The organism is Candidatus Aalborgicola defluviihabitans (assembly GCF_016705985.1).
GTDB lineage: Bacteria > Pseudomonadota > Gammaproteobacteria > Burkholderiales > Burkholderiaceae_C > Allorhodoferax > Allorhodoferax defluviihabitans.
This window is the reverse complement of the sequence record NZ_JADJKN010000024.1, coordinates 1-20,713: the sequence shown is the minus strand read 5'-3', so window position 1 is coordinate 20,713 and position 20,713 is coordinate 1. Positions and strand designations below refer to the sequence as shown.

15 protein-coding genes, 1 tRNA gene, 3 rRNA genes and 3 pseudogenes are annotated in these 20,713 nt (G+C 57.9%); 4 read left to right on the top strand and 18 right to left on the bottom strand.

Going from position 1 to position 20,713, the window contains the following annotated elements:
- Positions 1 to 9: 9 nt before the first annotated feature.
- Positions 10 to 396, bottom strand: coding sequence for a MerR family transcriptional regulator (locus IPI80_RS18880; RefSeq protein WP_413862647.1), 387 nt, complete (start codon positions 394 to 396; stop codon positions 10 to 12).
- Positions 397 to 503: 107 nt separating this feature from the next.
- Here IPI80_RS18880 and IPI80_RS18875 point away from each other — a divergent pair, with 107 nt between their 5' ends.
- The gene (locus IPI80_RS18875; protein ID WP_413862646.1) at positions 504 to 1,673 is read left to right on the top strand and encodes an MBL fold metallo-hydrolase; all 1,170 of its coding nucleotides are present in this window, start codon (positions 504 to 506) and stop codon (positions 1,671 to 1,673) included.
- Position 1,674: 1 nt separating this feature from the next.
- Here the strand turns inward: IPI80_RS18875 and IPI80_RS18870 are convergent.
- The 4 genes and pseudogenes from IPI80_RS18870 to IPI80_RS18855 all read right to left on the bottom strand — a co-directional run.
- A pseudogene (locus IPI80_RS18870) lies at positions 1,675 to 1,914 on the bottom strand (transposase zinc-binding domain-containing protein); the annotation flags it as partial.
- Positions 1,915 to 2,025: 111 nt separating this feature from the next.
- Positions 2,026 to 3,365, bottom strand: a pseudogene (gene chrA, locus IPI80_RS18865) (chromate efflux transporter).
- A complete protein-coding gene (locus IPI80_RS18860) occupies positions 3,362 to 3,865 on the bottom strand; it encodes a chromate resistance protein ChrB domain-containing protein (protein ID WP_413862645.1) in 504 nt (167 codons plus the stop codon). The pseudogene chrA and the gene IPI80_RS18860 overlap by 4 nt, the downstream one beginning before the upstream one ends.
- Before the next feature lie 57 nt (positions 3,866 to 3,922).
- Positions 3,923 to 4,225: a hypothetical protein gene (locus tag IPI80_RS18855; protein WP_413862644.1), complete on the bottom strand. Its 303-nt coding sequence runs from the start codon at positions 4,223 to 4,225 to the stop codon at positions 3,923 to 3,925.
- A 223-nt stretch (positions 4,226 to 4,448) separates the two neighbouring features.
- Between IPI80_RS18855 and IPI80_RS18850 the strand changes: the two genes are divergently transcribed.
- Entirely contained in the window at positions 4,449 to 5,345 is an 897-nt protein-coding gene (locus IPI80_RS18850) for a c-type cytochrome (RefSeq protein ID WP_413862643.1), read from the top strand.
- Here IPI80_RS18850 and IPI80_RS18845 read toward each other — a convergent pair.
- From IPI80_RS18845 to IPI80_RS18805, 9 genes are all read right to left on the bottom strand, one after another.
- Positions 5,336 to 5,479 carry a hypothetical protein gene (locus IPI80_RS18845; protein ID WP_413862642.1) on the bottom strand — a complete coding sequence of 48 codons (144 nt, stop codon included), beginning with the start codon at positions 5,477 to 5,479 and terminating at the stop codon, positions 5,336 to 5,338. The genes IPI80_RS18850 and IPI80_RS18845 overlap by 10 nt on opposite strands.
- 230 nt (positions 5,480 to 5,709) lie before the next feature.
- Complete coding sequence (locus IPI80_RS18840) at positions 5,710 to 6,609, bottom strand: M48 family metallopeptidase (protein WP_413862641.1); 900 nt, start codon at positions 6,607 to 6,609, stop codon at positions 5,710 to 5,712.
- Positions 6,610 to 6,636: 27 nt separating this feature from the next.
- Complete coding sequence (locus tag IPI80_RS18835; RefSeq protein WP_413862640.1) at positions 6,637 to 7,377, bottom strand: lysophospholipid acyltransferase family protein; 741 nt, start codon at positions 7,375 to 7,377, stop codon at positions 6,637 to 6,639.
- Positions 7,378 to 7,953 (bottom strand): D-glycero-beta-D-manno-heptose 1,7-bisphosphate 7-phosphatase, encoded by a 576-nt coding sequence (gene gmhB / locus IPI80_RS18830; protein ID WP_413862639.1) that lies wholly within the window; start codon positions 7,951 to 7,953, stop codon positions 7,378 to 7,380.
- Between the two features lies 1 nt (position 7,954).
- Entirely contained in the window at positions 7,955 to 10,159 is a 2,205-nt protein-coding gene (gene glyS / locus IPI80_RS18825; RefSeq protein ID WP_413862638.1) for a glycine--tRNA ligase subunit beta, read from the bottom strand.
- Positions 10,159 to 11,067 (bottom strand): glycine--tRNA ligase subunit alpha, encoded by a 909-nt coding sequence (gene glyQ / locus IPI80_RS18820; RefSeq protein WP_413862637.1) that lies wholly within the window; start codon positions 11,065 to 11,067, stop codon positions 10,159 to 10,161. Before glyQ ends, glyS begins: the two co-directional genes overlap by 1 nt.
- Positions 11,068 to 11,093: 26 nt before the next feature.
- Complete coding sequence (gene lnt, locus IPI80_RS18815; RefSeq protein ID WP_413862636.1) at positions 11,094 to 12,656, bottom strand: apolipoprotein N-acyltransferase; 1,563 nt, start codon at positions 12,654 to 12,656, stop codon at positions 11,094 to 11,096.
- A 3-nt stretch (positions 12,657 to 12,659) separates the two neighbouring features.
- Complete coding sequence (locus IPI80_RS18810; RefSeq protein WP_413863547.1) at positions 12,660 to 13,529, bottom strand: HlyC/CorC family transporter; 870 nt, start codon at positions 13,527 to 13,529, stop codon at positions 12,660 to 12,662.
- An 82-nt stretch (positions 13,530 to 13,611) separates the two neighbouring features.
- Positions 13,612 to 14,349, bottom strand: a complete 738-nt coding sequence (locus IPI80_RS18805) for a GNAT family N-acetyltransferase (protein WP_413862635.1) — start codon at positions 14,347 to 14,349, stop codon at positions 13,612 to 13,614.
- 234 nt (positions 14,350 to 14,583) lie between these two features.
- Between IPI80_RS18805 and IPI80_RS18800 the strand changes: the two genes are divergently transcribed.
- Both IPI80_RS18800 and IPI80_RS18795 read left to right on the top strand, forming a co-directional pair.
- Positions 14,584 to 15,333, top strand: a complete 750-nt coding sequence (locus IPI80_RS18800; protein ID WP_413862634.1) for an FFLEELY motif protein — start codon at positions 14,584 to 14,586, stop codon at positions 15,331 to 15,333.
- A gap of 54 nt (positions 15,334 to 15,387) precedes the next feature.
- Positions 15,388 to 16,305 (top strand): annotated as a pseudogene (locus IPI80_RS18795) (MBL fold metallo-hydrolase).
- Between the two features lie 44 nt (positions 16,306 to 16,349).
- Here IPI80_RS18795 and rrf read toward each other — a convergent pair.
- From rrf to IPI80_RS18775, 4 genes are all read right to left on the bottom strand, one after another.
- Positions 16,350 to 16,462: ribosomal RNA gene (gene rrf / locus IPI80_RS18790) — 5S ribosomal RNA — on the bottom strand.
- 163 nt (positions 16,463 to 16,625) lie between these two features.
- Positions 16,626 to 19,497, bottom strand: a 23S ribosomal RNA gene (locus IPI80_RS18785).
- Positions 19,498 to 19,986: 489 nt separating this feature from the next.
- Positions 19,987 to 20,063, bottom strand: a tRNA-Ile gene (locus IPI80_RS18780).
- A 98-nt stretch (positions 20,064 to 20,161) separates the two neighbouring features.
- A 16S ribosomal RNA gene (locus tag IPI80_RS18775) occupies positions 20,162 to 20,713 on the bottom strand; the annotation flags it as partial.

Genomic DNA, 20,713 nt, shown 5'->3' with positions numbered 1-20,713 from the left:
CACTGGTGATCAGGCTGCCTTGGCCAGCAGAGTGCGAGCTTCTTTTTCGTGGGTCTTGAGCTCGTCCAGATTGGCCTGCAGGTCGGTCATCTGGTCTTCGAGCTGCTTGCGGTGCACGGCCAGCACATCCAGAAACTTCTTTAGCTGCGCGCCGGTGTCGCGCGGGCTGTCATACATCTCGATGATCTCTTTCGCCTCGGTCAACGAAAGGCCCAGGCGCTTGGCCCGCAAGGTGAGCTTCAGGCGCGTGCGGTCGCGCCCGCTGTACACGCGGTTGCGCCCGCCAGGGCCGGTGCGTTGGGGCTCCAGCAACCCCAGATCTTCATAAAACCGGATGGCGCGCGTGGTCACATCGAACTCGCGCGCCAGATCGCCAATGGTGAAGGTGATGCTCATAGGGTGGTCCAACACAGGGGACAGTCGTCAAGACAATAGCCGCCTAGAATGCTCCATTCAATTGACGTTTACGTAAACGTCAATTATGTAATAGAAAAGGTCCTCCCATGAACGAACTGGAAAAGCAACTCAACTACCCCCTGGGCGAGACCCTCGCACCGGCGGGCGGTACGCTGGAGGTGGCACCCGGTGTGCGCTGGATTCGCATGTCCCTGCCTTTTGCACTGAACCATATCAACCTGTGGCTGCTGCGCGATAGCATCGATGGCGTCGAGGGCTGGAGCATTGTGGACTGCTGCATCCACAACGATGAGGCCAAGGCGCAGTGGGAATCCATCTTTGCCAACGAACTGCAGGGCCTGCCCATCCTGCGCGTGATCGTCACGCACATGCACCCCGACCACATCGGCTTGGCGCACTGGCTGTGCGAACGGTGGAGTGGGCGTGGCGCAGGGCCGCCCCAAGCCGCGACCAGCCCCCTTGGGGCGCAGCGCAGCAGCGAAGACGCAAGCGTGGGGGCTCGCGAATGTCGGTTATGGATCAGCGCCACCGACTACCAGGTGGCGCGCATGGGCTGCCTGGGCCCCACCGGCTTTGGTGGCGACCGCGCAGCCGAATACTTTGCCAGCCATGGGCTCAACAGCCCACAGGCGATGGAGCAGATCAAGGCACGCACGGGCTACTTTCCGTCGCTGGTGCCCTCAGTGCCGCCCAGCTACCGCCGCATGATGGACGGCATGGTGCTGACCATCGATGGGCGTGCCTGGCGCTGCATCAGCGGCTACGGCCATGCGCCCGAACACATTGCGCTGTACTGCGAAGAACTCAACCTGCTCATCGGCGGTGACATGATGCTGCCGCGCATCTCCACCAATGTGAGTGTGTATGAGCAAGAGCCAGAGTCTGATGCGCTGAAACTGTTTCTCGATTCCATTGACCGTTTTCTTGAATTACCCGCCGACACGCTGGTACTGCCCTCACATGGAAAACCCTTTACCGGCATGCACATCCGCATTCAACAGTTACACGACCACCACCAGGAGCGCCTGGCCGAAGTGATGCAAGCCTGCAGCGAGCGTGCCTGCAGTGCCGCTGACATCTTGCCCGTACTGTTCAAACGCGATTTAGACCTGCACCAGACCACCTTCGCCATGGGCGAATCCGTGGCACACCTGAATGCCCTGTGGTTTGCCGGCAAGCTGCAGCGCCGCCTGAGCGCGGATGGGGTGTACCGGTTTGGGTTGGTCCCTACTACTTGGGAATCGCGTCATCCTTGAGCAGGCTGGCCGGGTCTGCCTTTGAAGCGTCGGGGCAATGGGTCTGAAGGTTTTGTTGCACCACTCTCAAGAAAATGCGTAGCGCAGCTGCATGGGTACCACCCAATGGCGCACCGGCAGGCAGGAGAAGGCGACCAGGAAGTCGTCACCGCAGGCTTCGCAGCGGACGCGCAAAGCCGTGGGCCAAAATACCGCACTCCAGATACTTGCGAAACGCCTTCTCCACATAAGCGCTCGGGGTGGCGGGGCATGCTGGTGCCCACGCGGGTGAAAAACCGCGCAGTCCTCGTAGGGATTGCACGGCCAGCTACTCAATTGATAGCGTGATGGTCAGTTAGCGAACCTCAGCACCTCACCGAAGGACCAGCCCCGCCAATCCACAGACGGCGATGACGGGAATAACCCCCGCCTTGTAGCGCAGCAGCGCCAGCCAATCAACGTTTGCAGGAAATACTGCGCCAGCCCTAGTGGGCACTGCGATATGCGCTATGAAAAAAAGAGCAAGACTGGCGATCACGCCAACCACCGATGCCGTGATGGCGGTCAGTGGCGCGGTCAGGTGCAACTTGCCATGGGTGGATTCCACCAGCGGGCCACCGGCCAGGGTGAAGATGAAGGACGGCAAAAAGGTAAACCTGGTCACCACCGTGGCGGCCAGCGCCGCACCCAGAAACTGCGCATCCGGCCCAAGGACCTGGTGCGCCCAGCCGCCGACAAAGCCGACAAAGGCCACGACCATGATCAGCGGCCCCGGCGTGGTCTCGCCCAGGGCCAGGCCGTCAATCATTTGCACGCCTGTGAGCCAGGCAAAGTGCTCGACCGCGCCCTGGTAGACGTAAGGCAACACGGCATAGGCGCCGCCAAAGGTCAGCAGCGCCGCCTTGGTGAAGAACCAGCCCATCTGTGCCAAGGTGCTGTCCCAGCCCTGCCAGGCTACCAACGCGCCCATGGGGGCAAGCCACAGGGCGGCGCCAACGGCGAGTACAGTGGCCATCCGCGCAGGTGACCAGCGCGCGTGGGGCGGCGTGGGCGTGGTGTCACCAATCAGCCAATCCATCTCGCCGGGTGTCAGTGCCATGGACTTGGCCGCGCCATGGCCGCCAGCGCCGGCAAACTGCGCCGGCGCCCAGCGCGAACCCAGCCCAGCCGATGAGCGCCGCCGCCAGCACAATCCATGGGAAGGGCACGTTAAACCCGTAGATTGCTATGAAACTCATAGCTGCAATCGCCCAAAGTACGAGGGCTACCGTGGGCTTCTTCAAGGTCTTGGAGCCGATGCGGTGCACCGCCTGCAACACGATGGCGGCCACTGCCGGCTTGATGCCACACCACGGCCGCCACCCAGGGTACGCTGCCAAAGGCCACGTAGACCCAGCTCAAGGCGATCAGGATGATCAGCGAAGGCAGCACAAACAGCACCCCGGCCACGACGCCGCCCCAGGTGCGATGCATCAGCCAACCAATGTAGGTGGCCAGTTGCTGGGCCTCGGGGCCGGGCAGCAACATGCAGTAGTTCGGCGCGTGCAGGAAGCGGGATTCCGATATCCAGCGTTTTTCTTCCACCAGCTCGCGGTGCATGATGGCAATTTGCCCGGCCGGGCCGCCGAAGCTGATAAAGCCCAGTTTCAGCCAGAAGCGCAGGGTCTCGGTTAAGGAGACAGTGCGCGTTGCGGTGGGCGACGTTGTACTCACGCGGGTGCTCCCACCACCATGGTTTCGGGCTTCCAGTTGTGGGATTCGTTCTGCGCGGCGACGCGGTCGCGGCACCAGGCGCAGAGTGCGTCGTACAACGGCAGGGCGGCGTCCAGCATGGCGTGGTCGTCTTGCGCGTGCAGACGTGACAAGCCCAGGGAGAAGGCCAGCAACCCTGCGGACTGCGGCGACAGATCGAGCCGGTTGGTATCGGCTCTGCGCACGATGGTGGCCAGCAGGTTCAGCGCGGCATCGAGCAGGTCAAAGCCCAGCAGCAGGGCATCAAAGCTGCATAGCTCGCCCACATGGGACACCGGCGCACCAAGAATGTCATAAGCCACTGCGCCGCTTTCTTTGGCTTGCGCCAGCACCTGGCTGGCGGGCGCGTAGAAAAACTCGGCACGGTTATCGATGAAGCGGCGGATCAGCCAGGGGCAGGCAATGCAGTCGATCTTGGGCCGCTCGCGCGTGATCCAGCGTGAGGGCTGCACTCCGGTCACACCCCAATCGGTGCGCTTGGCAAAACTCAGTGCGGGCCTGGCGCGCCAATCGGCTATCTACGGGACATCGTCCTCGCCATCCTGGCCGCCTTCCAGTCCACCTGCCACCCTATGTGCGTCCCAACCCGCAGCCCGCAGCGTAACAACGGCTTCTTTACTCACGTTGTGGCCATAGACGCAGTAGACATTAGCCGCTCGCGGTGCGTGGGATATGGCAAAAGCAGCCACTTCCTCAAGCGCGCAGCGCTGGGCGCAGGCCAGCAGTCGCGGGCTCTCGTCAAAGCGAGGCTGGCGGCGAACATCCAGCACCAGCGGGGTGTCGGCACTGCCAAAGCGGGCATTAAAGGGCTTGGGGGGCAACGGAAAGAACAGACGGATTTTGGATGTCCACGGATTGCTCCTGTTGCGTTACCAGCAGTTGGAAGGGACACCATCTTGGGGCCTGATCGGCCCGACACCGGGGAGCTGACACCCCGATGGGCGCACTGTAGCACACGCCCCCCGGGAAGACCCCATGTGTGGGGTACTCGACAGTCCAGGCGTCCTTGACTACTATCAACTTCCACTTTTGGGGGGATCCGTCATGCATGGTTGGGTCAAACGCCTGGGGTTGGGTTTAGGACTGCTGGTCGTGCTGGGGGTCGCCATTCTGATGTTCGCCAGCATGCTGGGCCAGCGCAAGCGCGAGCGCTCGGTGGATGTCGCCGTGCAAGGCGTTGCGTGGGCGACGGACGCAACGGGTGTGGAGCGCGGGCACTACCTGTACCGCTCGCGCGGCTGTGCCGAATGCCATGGGCCCGACGGCAGCGGGCGTGAGTTCATCAACGACGGCAAGGGCATGCGCATTCGCGCGCCCAACATCACGGTCGGGGGGCCGGTTGGGCACTACACGGCGCAAGATTGGGAGCGCGTTGTTCGCCACGGGGTTAAGGCCAACGGCCGCGCCGTGTTCATCATGCCCAGCGAAGACTACAACCGCTTCACCGACGCCGACCTGGCGGCCGTCGTGGGCTACGTGCGTACGATAGCACCGCGCACAGATGGTGAGGCCGTCGTGGAATTGCCGCTGCCGGTCAAGGCTCTGTACGGTCTGGGGGTGATTCGGGATGCTTCAGAGAAGATCGACCACCATCTGCCACCGGCCCAGCCCGTGGCTGCTGCGGTCAACGCCCAGCACGGCGCCTATGTGGCCAATATGTGCATCGGCTGCCATGGCCCGGGCCTGTCGGGCGGAACCATTCCCGGCGGCCCGCCAGATTGGCCCGCAGCCGCCAACCTGACACCCGGCGCGGGTAGCGCCATGCTGCGCTACGGCGATGCCAATACCTTTGTGGCCATGCTGCGCTCGGGCAAGCGCCCGGATGGCAGCGGCATCAAGGTCATGCCGTTTCAGTCGTTGCGCGAATTGAACGACACCGACGCCCACGCGCTGTATACCTTCCTGAAGACGGTGCCGCCGCGCAACGCGGGTCAGCGCTGATCCAGAACGGTCGCCCAGCGCACTTGGGCCAGCAGCTTGTTCAGGTCCGGGCGTTGCAGGGTGGCATTGGCCGCCCCTTCATTGCATACGGAGCAAATGGCTTTCAAGTTGGCGGCGTCATCACTTCCGCCCAAGCATCGCCCCTAAAATCTGCATCAGGCGGCGGGCACAGCTCGACCCCGGCGCAGCCTTCGCCACCCATTCAGCGGCGGCCCGCGTGCCGGGGTGATGCGCAGAGCTTCAGGGTCGGTAATCGCATCCTCTGCCACGGGTGAATCCGTGGCACACCCGAATGCCCTGTGGTTTGCTGGCAAGCTGTAGCGCCGCCTGAGCTCGGATGGGGTATACCGGTTTGGGCTGGCCCCTACCACTTCGGAATTGAATCGTCCTTGAGCTGGCCGCGCAATTCGGCATAGTCGGGCACCACGCTACGCACGGTATCCCAAAAGCGCGGGCTGTGGTCCATTACCCGTAGGTGGCTGAGTTCGTGGGCCACCACGTAGTCGATCACAGCGGGGCGGAAATGGATCAGCCGCCAGTTCAGACGAATCGATCCATCGATGCGGGCGCTGCCCCAACGAGTGCCAGCCGAACTCAGGCTGAGCTTCTTCCACTGCACTTGCAAGAGCGGCGAAAAATGGTCCAACCGATCGATGAAATGCGCGCGCGCCTGGCGCATCAGCCAGGCCTGCACCGCATCGCGGATTTGCTCGGGTGTGGCGGATTTGGGTAGGCCCACGCGCAAGGTTTGTTCGGATTCTGGCGGGCCGTCAAGTTGCGCCCCCACCGCGCCAAAACCATGGGTCGGGTCCAGCAGCACGCGCATACTTCCCCCAAAAAGCGGCAACACCGTGCCATCGCTCCAGGTGATGCGGGCTTCGTGCTGGCGCACCTGGCGCTCACGCGACTCACCTAGCTTGCGGGTAATCCACTGCGATTTCTCCCGCAGCGCAGACTCCACCTCAAACACCGGCGTCCAGCGCGGTGCGCGCACCACCAGACCGTCGGGGCCGACCACAAAACCAATAGTGCGCCGCTTGGCGCGCTGAAACAAATAGGCCACCTGCGCATCGCCTAGGCGCAGCTCACGGTTGGCGCGGGGATGGGTAAAAACGGCAGGAACAATGACCCGGTTCAGCACCTGGGCCTCGCCATGCGGAACGCCAGGCGCGATGAATGCTACAATTTCAGGAGCGTGTTGTGTACTATCCGCGAGGGCTAGAGGCTCAAACAGGTCCAACGTGTATTGAAGAAAACGGTGCATTGTAGACACAACGTAAGCCGTGAATGGCTAGCGATAAGCCTCGGGGTCCAGCCGGCGCATTTCGGCCTCGATCCAGTTTTCCACTTCCTGCATCAACTCCTTGTGGTGGCGACCCACGCTGGGAATGGGCTTGCCAATGGATACGTCGACAATACCCGGAGTCTTGACGAAAGCCTTGCGCGGCCAGCATTTGGCTGAGGTGACCGCAATCGGTATTACCGGAGCGCCAGTCTGCACCGCCAGACGGGTACCGCTGGTCTCATACACACCCTTTTGGCCACGGGCAATGCGCGTGCCTTCGGGGAACATGATGATCCAGATGCCTTGTGCCAAACGCTCGCGGCCCTGGGCCACAACCCGCTTGAAGGCCTGGGTGCGCAAGCTGCGGTCGATATGGATCATGTCCAGGAGACCAATCGACCAGCCAAAGAACGGCACGTAGAGCAGTTCTTTCTTGAACACATAGGCCAAGGGGTGCGGCATGATGGCCGGCATTAAAAAAGTCTCAAACGTGGACTGGTGCTTGACCAGCAGCACCGCTGGTGTGGTTTCGCCCACCGGCAAATTTTCCATTCCGGTGATACGCGTCTCGATTCCCAGAATGGCGCGTGCACTGGCCCGGCTGCTCAGGCTCAGCCAAGCACTGGCAATGCGGTAACGCTGGGCGCGCCCCATGCCAAAGAGTGCACCCAGCACAATAGCCAGGGTGTAGGGCACCACCGTGAGTGCCATCCATGCCATGTGCAGAACCGAGCGAATGAAGGCCATTTAAAGATCCGCCGCCTGCGACGGGCGCATGTCATGGCTGATCAGGTAGTCGGCAAAGGCGGCCAGGTCTGCGTGCACCACGGTTTGCTGTGGGTAGCTGTCAGGCAGGGGCTGGTCCCGATAGGCTGCGGCCTTGCCGGTGAGCACCAGATGCGGCTGGCAACCTGCGTTGACGGCGGCCACCAGATCGCGCTGAGAATCACCCACCGCAGGTACATCATCCAGCTCAAGGCCATAGCGCTCGGCAATTTGCTCGTATAGCCCCGGCTCAGGCTTGCGGCAGTGGCAGCCTTCGTCTGGCCCATGGGGGCAATAAAAAATACCGTCAATGCGTCCACCCACCGCCGCCAGCATGCTGTGCATTTTGGCGTGCATGGCATTGAGTGACGCCACATCAAACAAGCCGCGCCCCAGACCTGATTGATTGGTGGCCACCACCACATGCCAGCCGGCATGGTTCAGGCGCGCAATGGCTTCCAGCGCGCCGGGCAGCGGCTGCCACTCAGAGGGAGATTTGACGAATTCGGCACTGTCTTCGTTGATGGTGCCGTCGCGGTCGAGTATGACGAGGCGCATGTCAGGCCGCCAAGCGCGAAAGATCGGCCACACGGTTCATGGCATCGTGCAGAGACTTCAAAAGGCCTTGGCGGTTCAAGCGCAGGTCGAGTTGCTCGGCATTGACCATAACGCCATCAAAGAACGCATCCACTGGCTCACGCAGCACCGCCAGGGTTTGCAGGGATGCGGTGTAGTCACCAGCCGCCAGTTGTGCCTGCGCCTTGGGTGCTACCGCCTGCATGGCGGCATACAGGGCCTTTTCAGCCGGTTCTTGCAGCAGAATTTCGCTGACATGGGCGTCCACCTCGGGTGCCTTTTTCAGGATGTTGCTGATGCGCTTGTTGGCCGCTGCCAGCGCGGGCGCCTCAGGCAGCGCCGCAAATGCACGCACAGCTGCCATCCGATGGGGTACATCGCCCAGCCGCTGCGGGCGCAGGGCCAGCACCGCGTCCACCTCTTGCGCGCTATAGCCCTGCTCGCGCAGGGAACCAGCCATGCGGTCATAAATAAAGTCGACCAGCTTGGCCTGGTTGGCGGCAAAGTCAGCTTGTTCTTTCTCGGGCCAGAGTTCGATCAACTCGGCAAACGCCTTGGTGGCGTTGGCCAGAAGCGTGTCCAGGTTGAGCGAAAAGTCACTCTCCATCAGGATACGGATCACGCCCAGTGCATGACGGCGCAGGGCAAAGGGGTCTTTGTCGCCGGTGGGCAAGTTGCCAATGCCAAACATGCCCACCAAGGTCTCTAGCTTGTCGGCCAGAGCCACCACGCTGCCGGTGTGGTTGCGTGGCAGGGTGTCACCGGCAAAGCGGGGCTTGTAGTGGTCTTCGATGGCAATTGCCACGCCGTCGCGCAGGCCATCATGGCGGGCGTAGTAGCCACCCATGATGCCTTGCAGTTCGGGGAACTCGCCCACCATGTCGGTCAGCAAATCGGTCTTGGCAAGCAAAGCGGCCTGCTGCACCTTGCTGGACAGCACGTCCATTTCATCTTTGGCGAGCGCGGTATAGGGCACTATGGCTTCACGGATTTGTCGAACGATGGCAGCGGCAATAAAGGCCACGCGCTGCGCACGCTCGCCTTGCGTGCCCAGCTTGTTGTGGTAAACCACTTTGGCCAGACCATCCACACGCGAGGCCAGCGTCTTTTTGCGGTCCTGGTCAAAGAAGAACTTGGCATCGGCCAGGCGCGGACGCACCACGCGTTCGTTACCGCCAACCACCGCGCTGGCGTCCGCTGGGCTGATGTTGCTGACCACCAGGAATTGGTGCGTGAGTTTGCCGGCTGCATCGAGCAGCGGGAAGTATTTCTGGTTGGCCTTCATGGTGAGAATCAGGCACTCTTGCGGCACATCCAGAAACTCTGGCTCAAATTGGCAGACCAGCACGTTGGGGCGCTCCACCAGGGCGGTTACTTCGTCGAGCAATGCATCGTCTTCAATGGGGTGCACGCCGTTGCCCAACTTGGCTGCCGCCGCCGCGAGCTGGCGGGCAATCTCGGCCTTTCGCTCGGCAAACGACGCGATAACGGCACCGTCGCGGGCCATTGTCGCTGAATAGCTGTCGGCAGCCTCAATCACTACGGGCGACACCGCCGCTTCAAAGCGGTGACCCTGGCTGCTGTTGCCAGCGGTGAGGCCCAGCACTTTAACGGGCACCACGGTGCTGCCGTGCAATGCCACCAAGCCATGTGCTGGCCGCACAAAGTTCACGCTGGTCCAGCCCGGCAAGGCACAGTCGCGCTCCAGCTGATAGCCCATGACCTTGGGGATTGGCAGCAGACGAATCGCCTCCTCCAGCGCTTTTTGTAGGCCGGTGTCCAGCGTGGCGCCGGTAACCAGGCTGTCGTAAAACAGGGCCTCGGCCTTGCCGTCGAGCGCGCGTTTGAGTGCGGACACTGTGGCAGCAGGGTTGCTGGTGTCTGCACCCAAGGCCTGTAGCTTTTTTAGCAAGGCCGGCGTGGCATTGCCACTGGCATCCAGACCCACAGACACCGGCATGAGCTTTTGCTGCACGGCTTTGTCGGCAGCCTTGAGCCAGACGTGGCTTACGTGCGCGGCCAAGCGGCGTGGTGATGCGTAGGCAGTGGTGACGGAATCGCCATTGATCAGGCCGAGGGCGCGCAGCTGATCCGCCAATTGGGTAGCAAAGGCGTCGCCAAGTTTCTTGAGCACCTTGGGTGGCAGTTCTTCAACGAAGAGTTCTACGAGAAGGTTTTGGGTCGTCATCATGCAGCCTTCTTCGGTGTCATTTGCTCTACCCATTCACGCGGGGCCAGCGGAAAGCCCAGGCGTTCACGGCTTTCAAAGTAGCTTTGCGCCACCGCACGCGAGATGTTGCGGATGCGGCCAATGTACGCCGCACGCTCGGTCACGCTAATGGCGCCCCTTGCATCCAACAGGTTGAAGCTGTGCGCGGCCTTGAGCACCTGCTCATAGGCCGGCAGCGCCAGTTGCTGTTCTATTAAATGCTTGGCCTGTTTTTCGTGCGCGGCAAAGGCGGTGAACAGAAAGTCGGCGTCGCTGTGTTCAAAGTTGTAGGTGGATTGCTCGACTTCATTTTGCTTGTAGACATCTCCGTAGCTCAGTCCATCGGTCCAAGTCAGGTTGTAGACGTTGTCCACGCCCTGCAGGTACATGGCCAGACGTTCAAGACCATAGGTAATTTCGCCGGTGATGGGCCTGCAATCGATGCCTCCGACCTGCTGGAAGTAGGTGAACTGCGTCACCTCCATGCCGTTGAGCCAGACTTCCCAGCCCAGGCCCCAAGCACCCAGTGTGGGGTTTTCCCAATCGTCTTCGACAAAGCGGATGTCATTCTTCTTTAAATCAAAACCCAGGGCTTCGAGGCTGCCCAAATACAGCTCCAAAATGTTGCTGGGCGCAGGCTTCAGGACCACCTGGTACTGGTAGTAGTGTTGCAAGCGGTTGGGGTTCTCGCCGTATCGGCCATCCTTGGGTCGGCGGCTGGGTTGCACGTAGGCGGCCTTCCACGGCTCGGGGCCCAGTGCGCGCAAAAAAGTGGCGGTGTGCGAGGTGCCGGCGCCTACTTCCATGTCGTAGGGTTGCAGCAGCGCGCAGCCTTGGTCGGCCCAGTAGGCCTGCAATTTCAGGATAATTTGTTGAAATGTGAGCATGGCCCGATTTTACAGGGGCGAAACCCTTAGTCTGCCCTCGTCGAACGGACCCGGGTAGCTACAAAAACAATAGCGATCACCAGCAGCCAGAGCGGCCACAACCCGAACCGAGCAACCCACCAGGCAAAGGGCGTGGTGCCGGTGCGGCCTTCAACCGTGCCCACCAACACGCCACGGGTAGTGCGTGGCAGGCTCTGGGCCACGCGACCGGTGTGGTCAATGATGGCGGTGGCACCGGTGTTGGTGGCGCGCACCATGGGGCGCTCGAACTCCAGGGCGCGCATACGGCTGATCTGCAAATGCTGGTCCGTTGCCACGGTATCGCCAAACCAGCCAATGTTGCTGACGTTCACTAACACTGTGGGCGCGCGGGCCGGGTCTTCGAAACGCACGCCAAGCTCTTCACCAAACAAGTCTTCGTAGCAGATGTTGGCCGCCAGGCGCTGCCCCTTCCAGTCAAAGGGCGCTTGCCCCACGGCACCGCGGTTGAAGTCACCCAGGGGTATGTTCATCATCCGGGTGAACCACATGAACATCGGTGGGATGAATTCACCAAATGGCACCAGGTGGTGTTTGTCGTACCGCCAAACCTGTTGCAACCCAGGTGCAAGACCGACCACCGAGTTGGTGTAACCCTGTGCCATGCTGCCCAGGGGCACGCCTATTAACGCTGCTTGACCGGGTGTAGAAAACCGGGTCATGAGGGCCTCCCAATATCCCTCAGGCAGATCCTGCGGCAGCAGTGGGATTGCTGTCTCTGGTGCTACCACCAAGTCGGTAGCGCTGCGGTTGAGTTGATCGCCATACCAGGCTAAGGCCAGGGGTACGCCACTGCCACTCTGGAATTTTTCATCCTGGGGGATATTGCCCTGCAACAAGGTAATGCTCAACGACCCGGTGGACGTAGACCAGGTGGGCAACAGTCCAGGCACCAACCATCCCAGTGCCAGTACAGTAGCCAGGGCAGCCCGCAAACCCCAGCCACTGCTCATCACTTCCAGCACCGCCGCCGACAGCCAGGCGGCCAGCGCGCCGACGCCATAGGCACCCACCCAAGGAATCCAGAGTGCCAAAGGGCCATCAGCATGGGCATACGCGATGGCACCCCAGCCAAAACCTGTCAACCAGGTTCCTCTGGCCATTTCGGCGGCGATCCACAGGGCGGCAAACGTCAGGGGTGCCAGGATAGGACCACGGCCACACAGCCGCCAATACAGAACCGCAGCGAATGCGTAATACAGACCCAGCGCTGCCGCTAGCGCCACAATCGCCAGCGCAGTCAGCACGGCCGGCAGACCAGCGTAGGTATGCATGGAGACATACAGCCACCAGAACGTAGCACACAGCCATGCGGTGGCGAATAGCCAGCCCATGGTGAATCCCTGCTGGGCAGTGGTGCTGGAACGCAATACAGCCAAAAAAACCGTCATTGCAAGGATTTGCAGCCACCACAGTGGTGCTCCTGTGACAAAGCCAAAGGAGAACGGCCAGCTGACTCCCGCAGCGTTTGCGTAGGCAACTGCCAAAACGAGAGTAGAGCGAACTGCGACGGATTCTGCGAGGAGTCGCCGCAGCGCGAAGCCAGACATGGTTTAGTGGGTGGAGTCGGCAGCGGGCTCGACCTTGAACCACCTCACTGCACCACCTTTCGTGTGGAGTACAGTGAAATCCAGGCCGCATAGCGTGTAGCGTTCACCCCGCTTGGGCACATGACCCATTTCGTGGGCAATCAGGCCGCCAATGGTGTCGAACTCGTCGTCTGGATCAGAACCGGCCAGTGTGACGGTGAAGGCGTCGTTGACCCGCTCTATGGGCGTGTCACCACTGACCCGGTAGGTGTGATCGGCTAATGCAAAAATATCGCCCTCGTCTTCGGGTATGTCGAATTCGTCTTCAATTTCGCCAACGATCTGTTCTAACACGTCTTCAATAGTGATCAGGCCTGCTACCCGGCCAAACTCATCGATAACGATGGCCAAGTGGTTGCGGTTGCCGCGAAAATCCCGCAATAGGTCGTTCAGCCCCTTGGTTTCTGGCACAAACACTGGCGGGCGCAGCAAGGCGCGGATGTGGAATTCAGGGGCCCGCTGCAGTTTGAGTAGATCTTTGGCCAACAGGATGCCGATAACGTTTTCGCGCTCGCCTTCATACACAGGGAATCGCGAATGTGCCGTATGAATCACCGTATGGAGTAGTTCATCCATAGGCGCCTGAATATTCAGTAGGTCCATGCGCGTGGCCGCCACCATCACATCGCCAGCAGTCATGTCGGCCATGCGGATCACACCTTCGAGCATGACACGAGATTCGGCGCCGATGATGTTGTTGTCTTCCGCCTCGGCCAGGGTTTCGATGAGTTCCTCTGTCGAATCGGGGCCGGGGTGCAAGAATTCGGCGAGCTTGCGCAAAAAGGTACGCTTGTCTTCCTTGTTGGGCATGCGCGCGGGATGGGGGTCTGACACTGACGTGGGGGGCAAAGGCTGCCGTTGTTTCGGACCCCCTAGGATAGCGGATTTGCCTGACGCCCCATCTTCCAGGGCGTTGCTAGAGTCGGGACGACATGCTACTGTGGTCAGCAACGGCCCCGCGCCGGACCGCTTGCACATCCGCCAGGAAGCTCCAGAATTGCTTCGCCTGTGCCTTCAGGCGGTAGTCGGTCTGGGCGACCTGCTCCTCAATCAACTCGGTTACGCGACTGTCAAGCGTGGAAGCGGGCAGCTGCAAATACGCCTCAGACTCCGTGCCATCGCGCTCAATGCGGGCGCCTGCATTGCGGGCAATCTTTAACATGGCCGCGTTTTCACTCAAGGCATGGATGAACATCATGTTAATTCCGTCGTTGGTGGCGTGCATGGCAGCGCGTTCAAACAGGCGGGCACCGTATCCCTTGCCGCGGGCTGTCGGCGATACAGAGACGCCGAATTCGGCGCAGGAGCCATGAGCTTCATTCTTGGCATAGACCAAGTGCGCCATGGCAATCAGTTCCAATTTGCGGTTGTAGATACCAAAGATTTCGTCACGCTCAAAATTAAGGGTTTCAACGTAGCGTTGAATTTGAGCGTCTTGTGCCGAGTAGCCAAATCGCAGATAGCGATCTGCAGGCTCCAAGGACAGCAGGTGAGTGGCAATGCGCTCCCGATGGTTGGCACCAAGCGAACGAATAGGAACTAGCGATGGTGCTGCACGAGGGATGGCCGCTGTACTCTCACCCTCGTTAGGGGGGCGTAACAATTCACGACCCGCTTCCAACGAGGCTTTGATTAAACTAGTGGCTTCATACATGAAGGGAATATAAGGGTATTCCCTAGTCTTTGCTCACCAATCTCGTTACGTAGAAGTCATTTTTTAGCTGTATTCCGAAAACAATCGATCGGGCAATTCATACAAAGCACCTGGATATTGACATATTTTTGACAGTGAGCGCACACTTTTATTATTGAACGTTTCGATCTCAGCTTTATTTTGCGCAGTGGGCGCCGAGCCACCGTGGGTCAGTTCGGTACACTCCTTGACCATATGGAAGCAGCAGAAACCATTCGGAATGCCGTAGCACGGGTAGCGGCCTTGCGACAGGCTACAGTCTCCACAGCCAGTCTTCACGATGCGACGCGGGCAGTGAAGTCTTTTCAGGCAAAGCGCTTTGCGGGCACATACGCTGATCTGCTGGCGTCACCAGAATATGCCAGCGCGGCTCGCTTTTTTCTAGACGATCTGTACAGTGACCGGGACTATTCATTGCGGGATGCCCAGTTCGCACGCATTGCTGGCGGATTGCAACGCCTGTTCCCTAAACAGGTCGTGGCGACTGCCGTGACCATGGCACAGTTGCACGTACTGACGGAGGAAATGGACCGAAAAATGGCCGAGGCTTGGCTGGGCTACCCCTTTCCACAGGACACTGATACGGTGCGTCGGTACCTGGCATGCTGGTTGTTGGTTGGGCGCGAGTCTGATCGGAATCTGCAACTGGAGATGGTGTTGCAGGTTGGCGCAGAGCTGGATCGACTGACCCGAACGCCGGGCTTGCGGATGATGCTGCGCATGATGCGCAAACCAGCTTCAGCAGCCGGACTAGGTTCCCTGCAGAACTTTCTGGAATCGGGATTTGACATATTTGCCCAGATGTCGGGAAAAGGTCAGCGAGCACGCGAGTTTCTCGACACCATCCGTCGGCGAGAGTCTGTCTGGATTCGGCGGTTGTCCGACCCGCTGTCCATAACCAATGAGGCCGATTTGCGGGCCTGCGTGACCAGTGCTCTGAGTTAGCACGCGTATGTCCATACATTGCCCGTCATTTACCGTTGTTGCCAAATACTGACGATGAACCCAGCTCTTCCTATTGGCATGCACGTCTTTGAGCGAGGCTGGCTCTCATCCAACAACGTCCTGATCATGGGTGAAGAGAATACGGCACTAATCGACAGCGGCTATTGCACGCACAGCGAGCAAACGGTGGCGTTGGTGCATTCCGTTTTGGGTGACCGCCCGCTGGATCTATTGATAAATACGCATTTGCACAGTGACCATTGCGGTGGAAATGCGGCGTTACAGGAACACTATCCTGCGCTTCAGACGCGTATACCGCCGGGTAATGCGGATGAAGTCAAGCTGGGACGAAGATGCGCTGACTTATAAGACTACCGGCCAGCAATGTCCGAAGTTCGTTTTCGAGGGGTTGCTGACGCCTGGTGAGACGTTGAGTTTAGGGGGCTGCTTCTGGCAGATTCACGCTGCAGCCGGGCATGACCCACATTCCATTCTGTTATTGAGCCGCATTCAAGAGTTTTGATTTCTGCCGATGCCCTATGGCAGGAAGGATTTGGCGTGGTATTTCCAGAGCTGGAAGGTGTCAGCGCATTTCCCGAAGTTGGGGCGACTCTGGATCTGATTGAAACATTGGAGCCCAAAGTCGTGATTCCGGGGCATGGGCGCCCTTTTTCGGATTATAGAAAGTCGCTAAGAATCGCCCGAAGCCGTCTGAATTACTTTATCGATCACCCTGCCAAACACCAACAGTACGCAGCCAAAGTTCTAATCAAATTCAAGCTGCTTGAGCTCCAGTCCTGCACATTTGAGTATCTGCTGAATTGGGTAGCGACAACGCCATATATGGAACTTTTACGACAGGAACAATATCCTCAGTTGGACACCTTAGGTATGGTTGAGTCATTAGTCGGCGACCTTGTTCGAAGTGGTGCAGTCAAAAGAGACAGCGATCAAATCAGAAACGGAAGTTAAAAAAAAACGCCCCATCGATTGATGGGGCGTTTTTTGCTGTAATAGCCTGACGATGACCTACTTTCACACGGGAATCCGCACTATCATCGGCGCAGAGGCGTTTCACTGTCCTGTTCGGGATGGGAAGGAGTGGTACCACTTCGCTATGGTCGTCAGGCATAACTTTTTTGCCACCTTGACTATTGTCAAGGCGACCAATTTATAGAGCTAATCAGCTTGTCTTTTCGACACTGAAGTGCGATCACCACACAGCAGTTATTTTTGAATGCGTCAACTTGGCATAACTTCCTTGAGACACTTCTACAGTGAATCAAAGTTATAGGGTCAAGCCGCACGAGCAATTAGTATCGGTTAGCTTAACGCATTACTGCGCTTCCACACCCGACCTATCAACGTCCTGGTCTTGAACGACTCTTTAGGGGGCTCAAGGCCCCGGCAGATCTCATCTTGAAACGAGTTTCCCGCTTAGATGCTTTCAGCGGTTATCTCTTCCACACTTAGCTACTCGGCAATGCCACTGGCGTGACAACCGATACACCAGAGGTGTGTCCACTCCGGTCCTCTCGTACTAGGAGCAGGCTTCCTCAAATCTGCAGCGCCCACGGAAGATAGGGACCAAACTGTCTCACGACGTTTTAAACCCAGCTCACGTACCTCTTTAAATGGCGAACAGCCATACCCTTGGGACCGGCTACAGCCCCAGGATGAGATGAGCCGACATCGAGGTGCCAAACACCGCCGTCGATATGAACTCTTGGGCGGTATCAGCCTGTTATCCCCAGAGTACCTTTTATCCGTTGAGCGATGGCCCTTCCATACAGAACCACCGGATCACTATGTCCTGTTGCATCTGCTCGACTTGTCAGTCTCGCAGTTAAGCACGCTTATGCCATTGCACTATCGTCACGATGTCCGACCGTAACTAGCGTACCTTCGAACTCCTCCGTTACGCTTTGGGAGGAGACCGCCCCAGTCAAACTGCCTACCATGCACTGTCCCCGATCCAGATAATGGACCTAGGTTAGAACCTCAAACACACCAGGGTGGTATTTCAACGTTGGCTCCATAAGATCTAGCGACCCTACTTCAAAGCCTCCCACCTATCCTACACAGATCTGTTCAAAGTCCAATACAAAGCTACAGTAAAGGTTCATGGGGTCTTTCCGTCTTTCCGCGGGGAGATTGCATCATCACAAACATTTCAACTTCGCTGAGTCTCGGGAGGAGACAGTGTGGCCATCGTTACGCCATTCGTGCAGGTCGGAACTTACCCGACAAGGAATTTCGCTACCTTAGGACCGTTATAGTTACGGCCGCCGTTTACTGGGACTTCAATCAAGAGCTTGCACCCCATCATTTAATCTTCCAGCACCGGGCAGGCGTCACACCCTATACGTCCACTTTCGTGTTTGCAGAGTGCTGTGTTTTTAATAAACAGTCGCAGCCACCGATTTTTTGCAACCTCATTGGGCTCCATCCGCGAGGGACTTCACCTACTAAAAGGCACACCTTATTCCGAAGTTACGGTGTCAATTTGCCGAGTTCCTTCTCCCGAGTTCTCTCAAGCGCCTTAGAATACTCATCTCGCGCACCAGTGTCGGTTTGCGGTACGGTCGTGTGTAGCTGAAGCTTAGTGGCTTTTCCTGGAAGCAGGGTATCACTCACTTCGGCAGCAAGCTGCCTCGTTATCACTCCTCATCTAAGCCCGGCGGATTTGCCTACCAGGCACGACTACAAGCTTGAACCAACATGTCCAACAGTTGGCTGAGTTAACCTTCTCCGTCCCCACATCGCACTACACATCGGTACAGGAATATTGACCTGTTTCCCATCAGCTACGCATCTCTGCCTCGCCTTAGGGGCCGACTCCACTCTACGCCGATGAACGTTGCGTAGAAAACCTTGCGTTTACGGCGAGGGGCTTTTCACCCCTTTAACGCTACTCACGTCAGCATTCGCACTTCTGATACCTCCAGCATCCTTTACAAGACACCTTCACAGGCTTACAGAACGCTCTCCTACCACTTGCAATAAATTGCAAATCCGCAGCTTCGGTAACTGGCTTAGCCCCGTTACATCTTCCGCGCAGGACGACTCGATCAGTGAGCTATTACGCTTTCTTTAAATGATGGCTGCTTCTAAGCCAACATCCTGACTGTTTTAGCCTTCCCACTTCGTTTCCCACTTAGCCCGTTTTAGGGACCTTAGCTGGCGGTCTGGGTTGTTTCCCTCTTGAGTCCGGACGTTAGCACCCGGTGCTCTGTCTCCCAAGCTGTACTCGACGGTATTCGGAGTTTGCATTGGTTTGGTAAGTCGCCATGACCCCCTAGCCAAAACAGTGCTCTACCCCCGTCGGTAATACTTGAGGCACTACCTAAATAGTTTTCGGAGAGAACCAGCTATTTCCAAGTTTGTTTAGCCTTTCACCTATCCACAGCTCATCCGCTAGTTTTGCAACACTAGTCGGTTCGGACCTCCAGTACCTGTTACGGCACCTTCATCCTGGCCATGGATAGATCACTTGGTTTCGGGTCTACACCCAGCGACTTGACGCCCTATTCGGACTCGATTTCTCTGGCTTCCCTATTCGGTTAACCTTGCCACTGAATGTAAGTCGCTGACCCATTATACAAAAGGTACGCAGTCACCCCTTGCGGGCTCCTACTTTTTGTAAGCACACGGTTTCAGGATCTATTTCACTCCCCTCCCGGGGTTCTTTTCGCCTTTCCCTCACGGTACTAGTTCACTATCGGTCAATGATGAGTATTTAGCCTTGGAGGATGGTCCCCCCATATTCAGACAGGATTTCTCGTGTCCCGCCCTACTTTTCGTTAGCTCAGTACCACACAGGTCTTTTCACGTACGGGGCTATCACCCGCTATGGCCACCCTTTCCAGAGTGTTCCGTTAAGTCTTGTGCTATCACTAACAGGCTTCTCCGATTTCGCTCGCCACTACTTTCGGAATCTCGGTTGATGTCTTTTCCTCGAGCTACTGAGATGTTTCAGTTCACCCGGTTCGCCTCGCATAGCTATGTATTCACTATGCGATACCTTTGCAGGTGGGTTTCCCCATTCGGAAATCTCCGGATCAAAGCTAATTTGCCAGCTCCCCGAAGCTTATCGCAGGCTATCACGTCCTTCGTCGCCTATCATTGCCAAGGCATCCACCATGTGCTCTTATTCACTTGACCCTATAACTTTGACGTCTCTTGCGAGAATCAAAGCATCTTCAAGGAATGTTTGTCAGGTCTTTCACCTGACGCGTTATGCCGTATCCAATTTAACTTGAATAACTCGAATTTCAAACGTGAAGTTTGATATTCATTTTGACGCAATCAAAATTATGTTACTACTACGCAAGGCACGGTCTGCACTAAACCTTTACGAATGTGCAGTTTCCCTTACATAGCCAAGCTTTGCAGCTTAAAGTTAGCAACGCTGATTAAACTCTATAAATTGTTAAAGAACAGCCGATTGATCAGGTAATCCCGATCAACAACAAAGCAACCTCTATTTTCCGAAGAATTCGAAGCCGCTTTGGTGTTGATTCCTATGGAATCAGATAAGAAGTGAAAGATTGGTGGAGGTGACAGGACTCGAACCCGCTACCTACTGCTTGCAAAGCAGCCGCTCTCCCCAGCTGAGCTACACCCCAAATCCAGAAGGACGTTGGACGACGATGGTGGGTCTGGTTGGTCTCGAACCAACGACCCCCGCCTTATCAAGACGGTGCTCTAACCAACTGAGCTACAGACCCAAGCCGGTCACTTTTGACCAAGTTTGATCCTTAGCCGTTAGCGACAATCTTCCAACAACCGATAAGTGTGAGCGTTCAAATTAAATTGCAGTTTCCAGAAAGGAGGTGATCCAGCCGCACCTTCCGATACGGCTACCTTGTTGCGACTTCACCCCAGTCACCGAACCCTGCCGTGGTAATCGCCCTCCTTGCGGTTAGGCTAACTACTTCTGGCAGAACCCGCTCCCATGGTGTGACCGGCGGTGTGTACAAGACCCGGGAACGTATTCACCCGTGACATTCTGATCCACGATTACTAGCGATTCCGACTTCACGTAGTCGAGTTGCAGACTACGATCCGGACTACGAATGGCTTTATGGGATTGGCTCCCCCTCGCGGGTTGGCGACCCTTTGTACCAGCCATTGTGTGACGTGTAGCCCCACCTATAAGGGCCATGAGGACTTGACGTCATCCCACCTTCCTCCGGTTTGTCTACCGGCAGTCTCATTAGAGTGCCTAACTAAATGTAGCAACTAATGACAAGGGTTGCGCTCGTTGCGGGACTTAACCCAACATCTCACGACACGAGCTGACGACAGCCATGCAGCACCTGTGTTACGGCTCTTTCGAGCACTCCTCTATCTCTAAAGGTTCCGTACATGTCAAAGG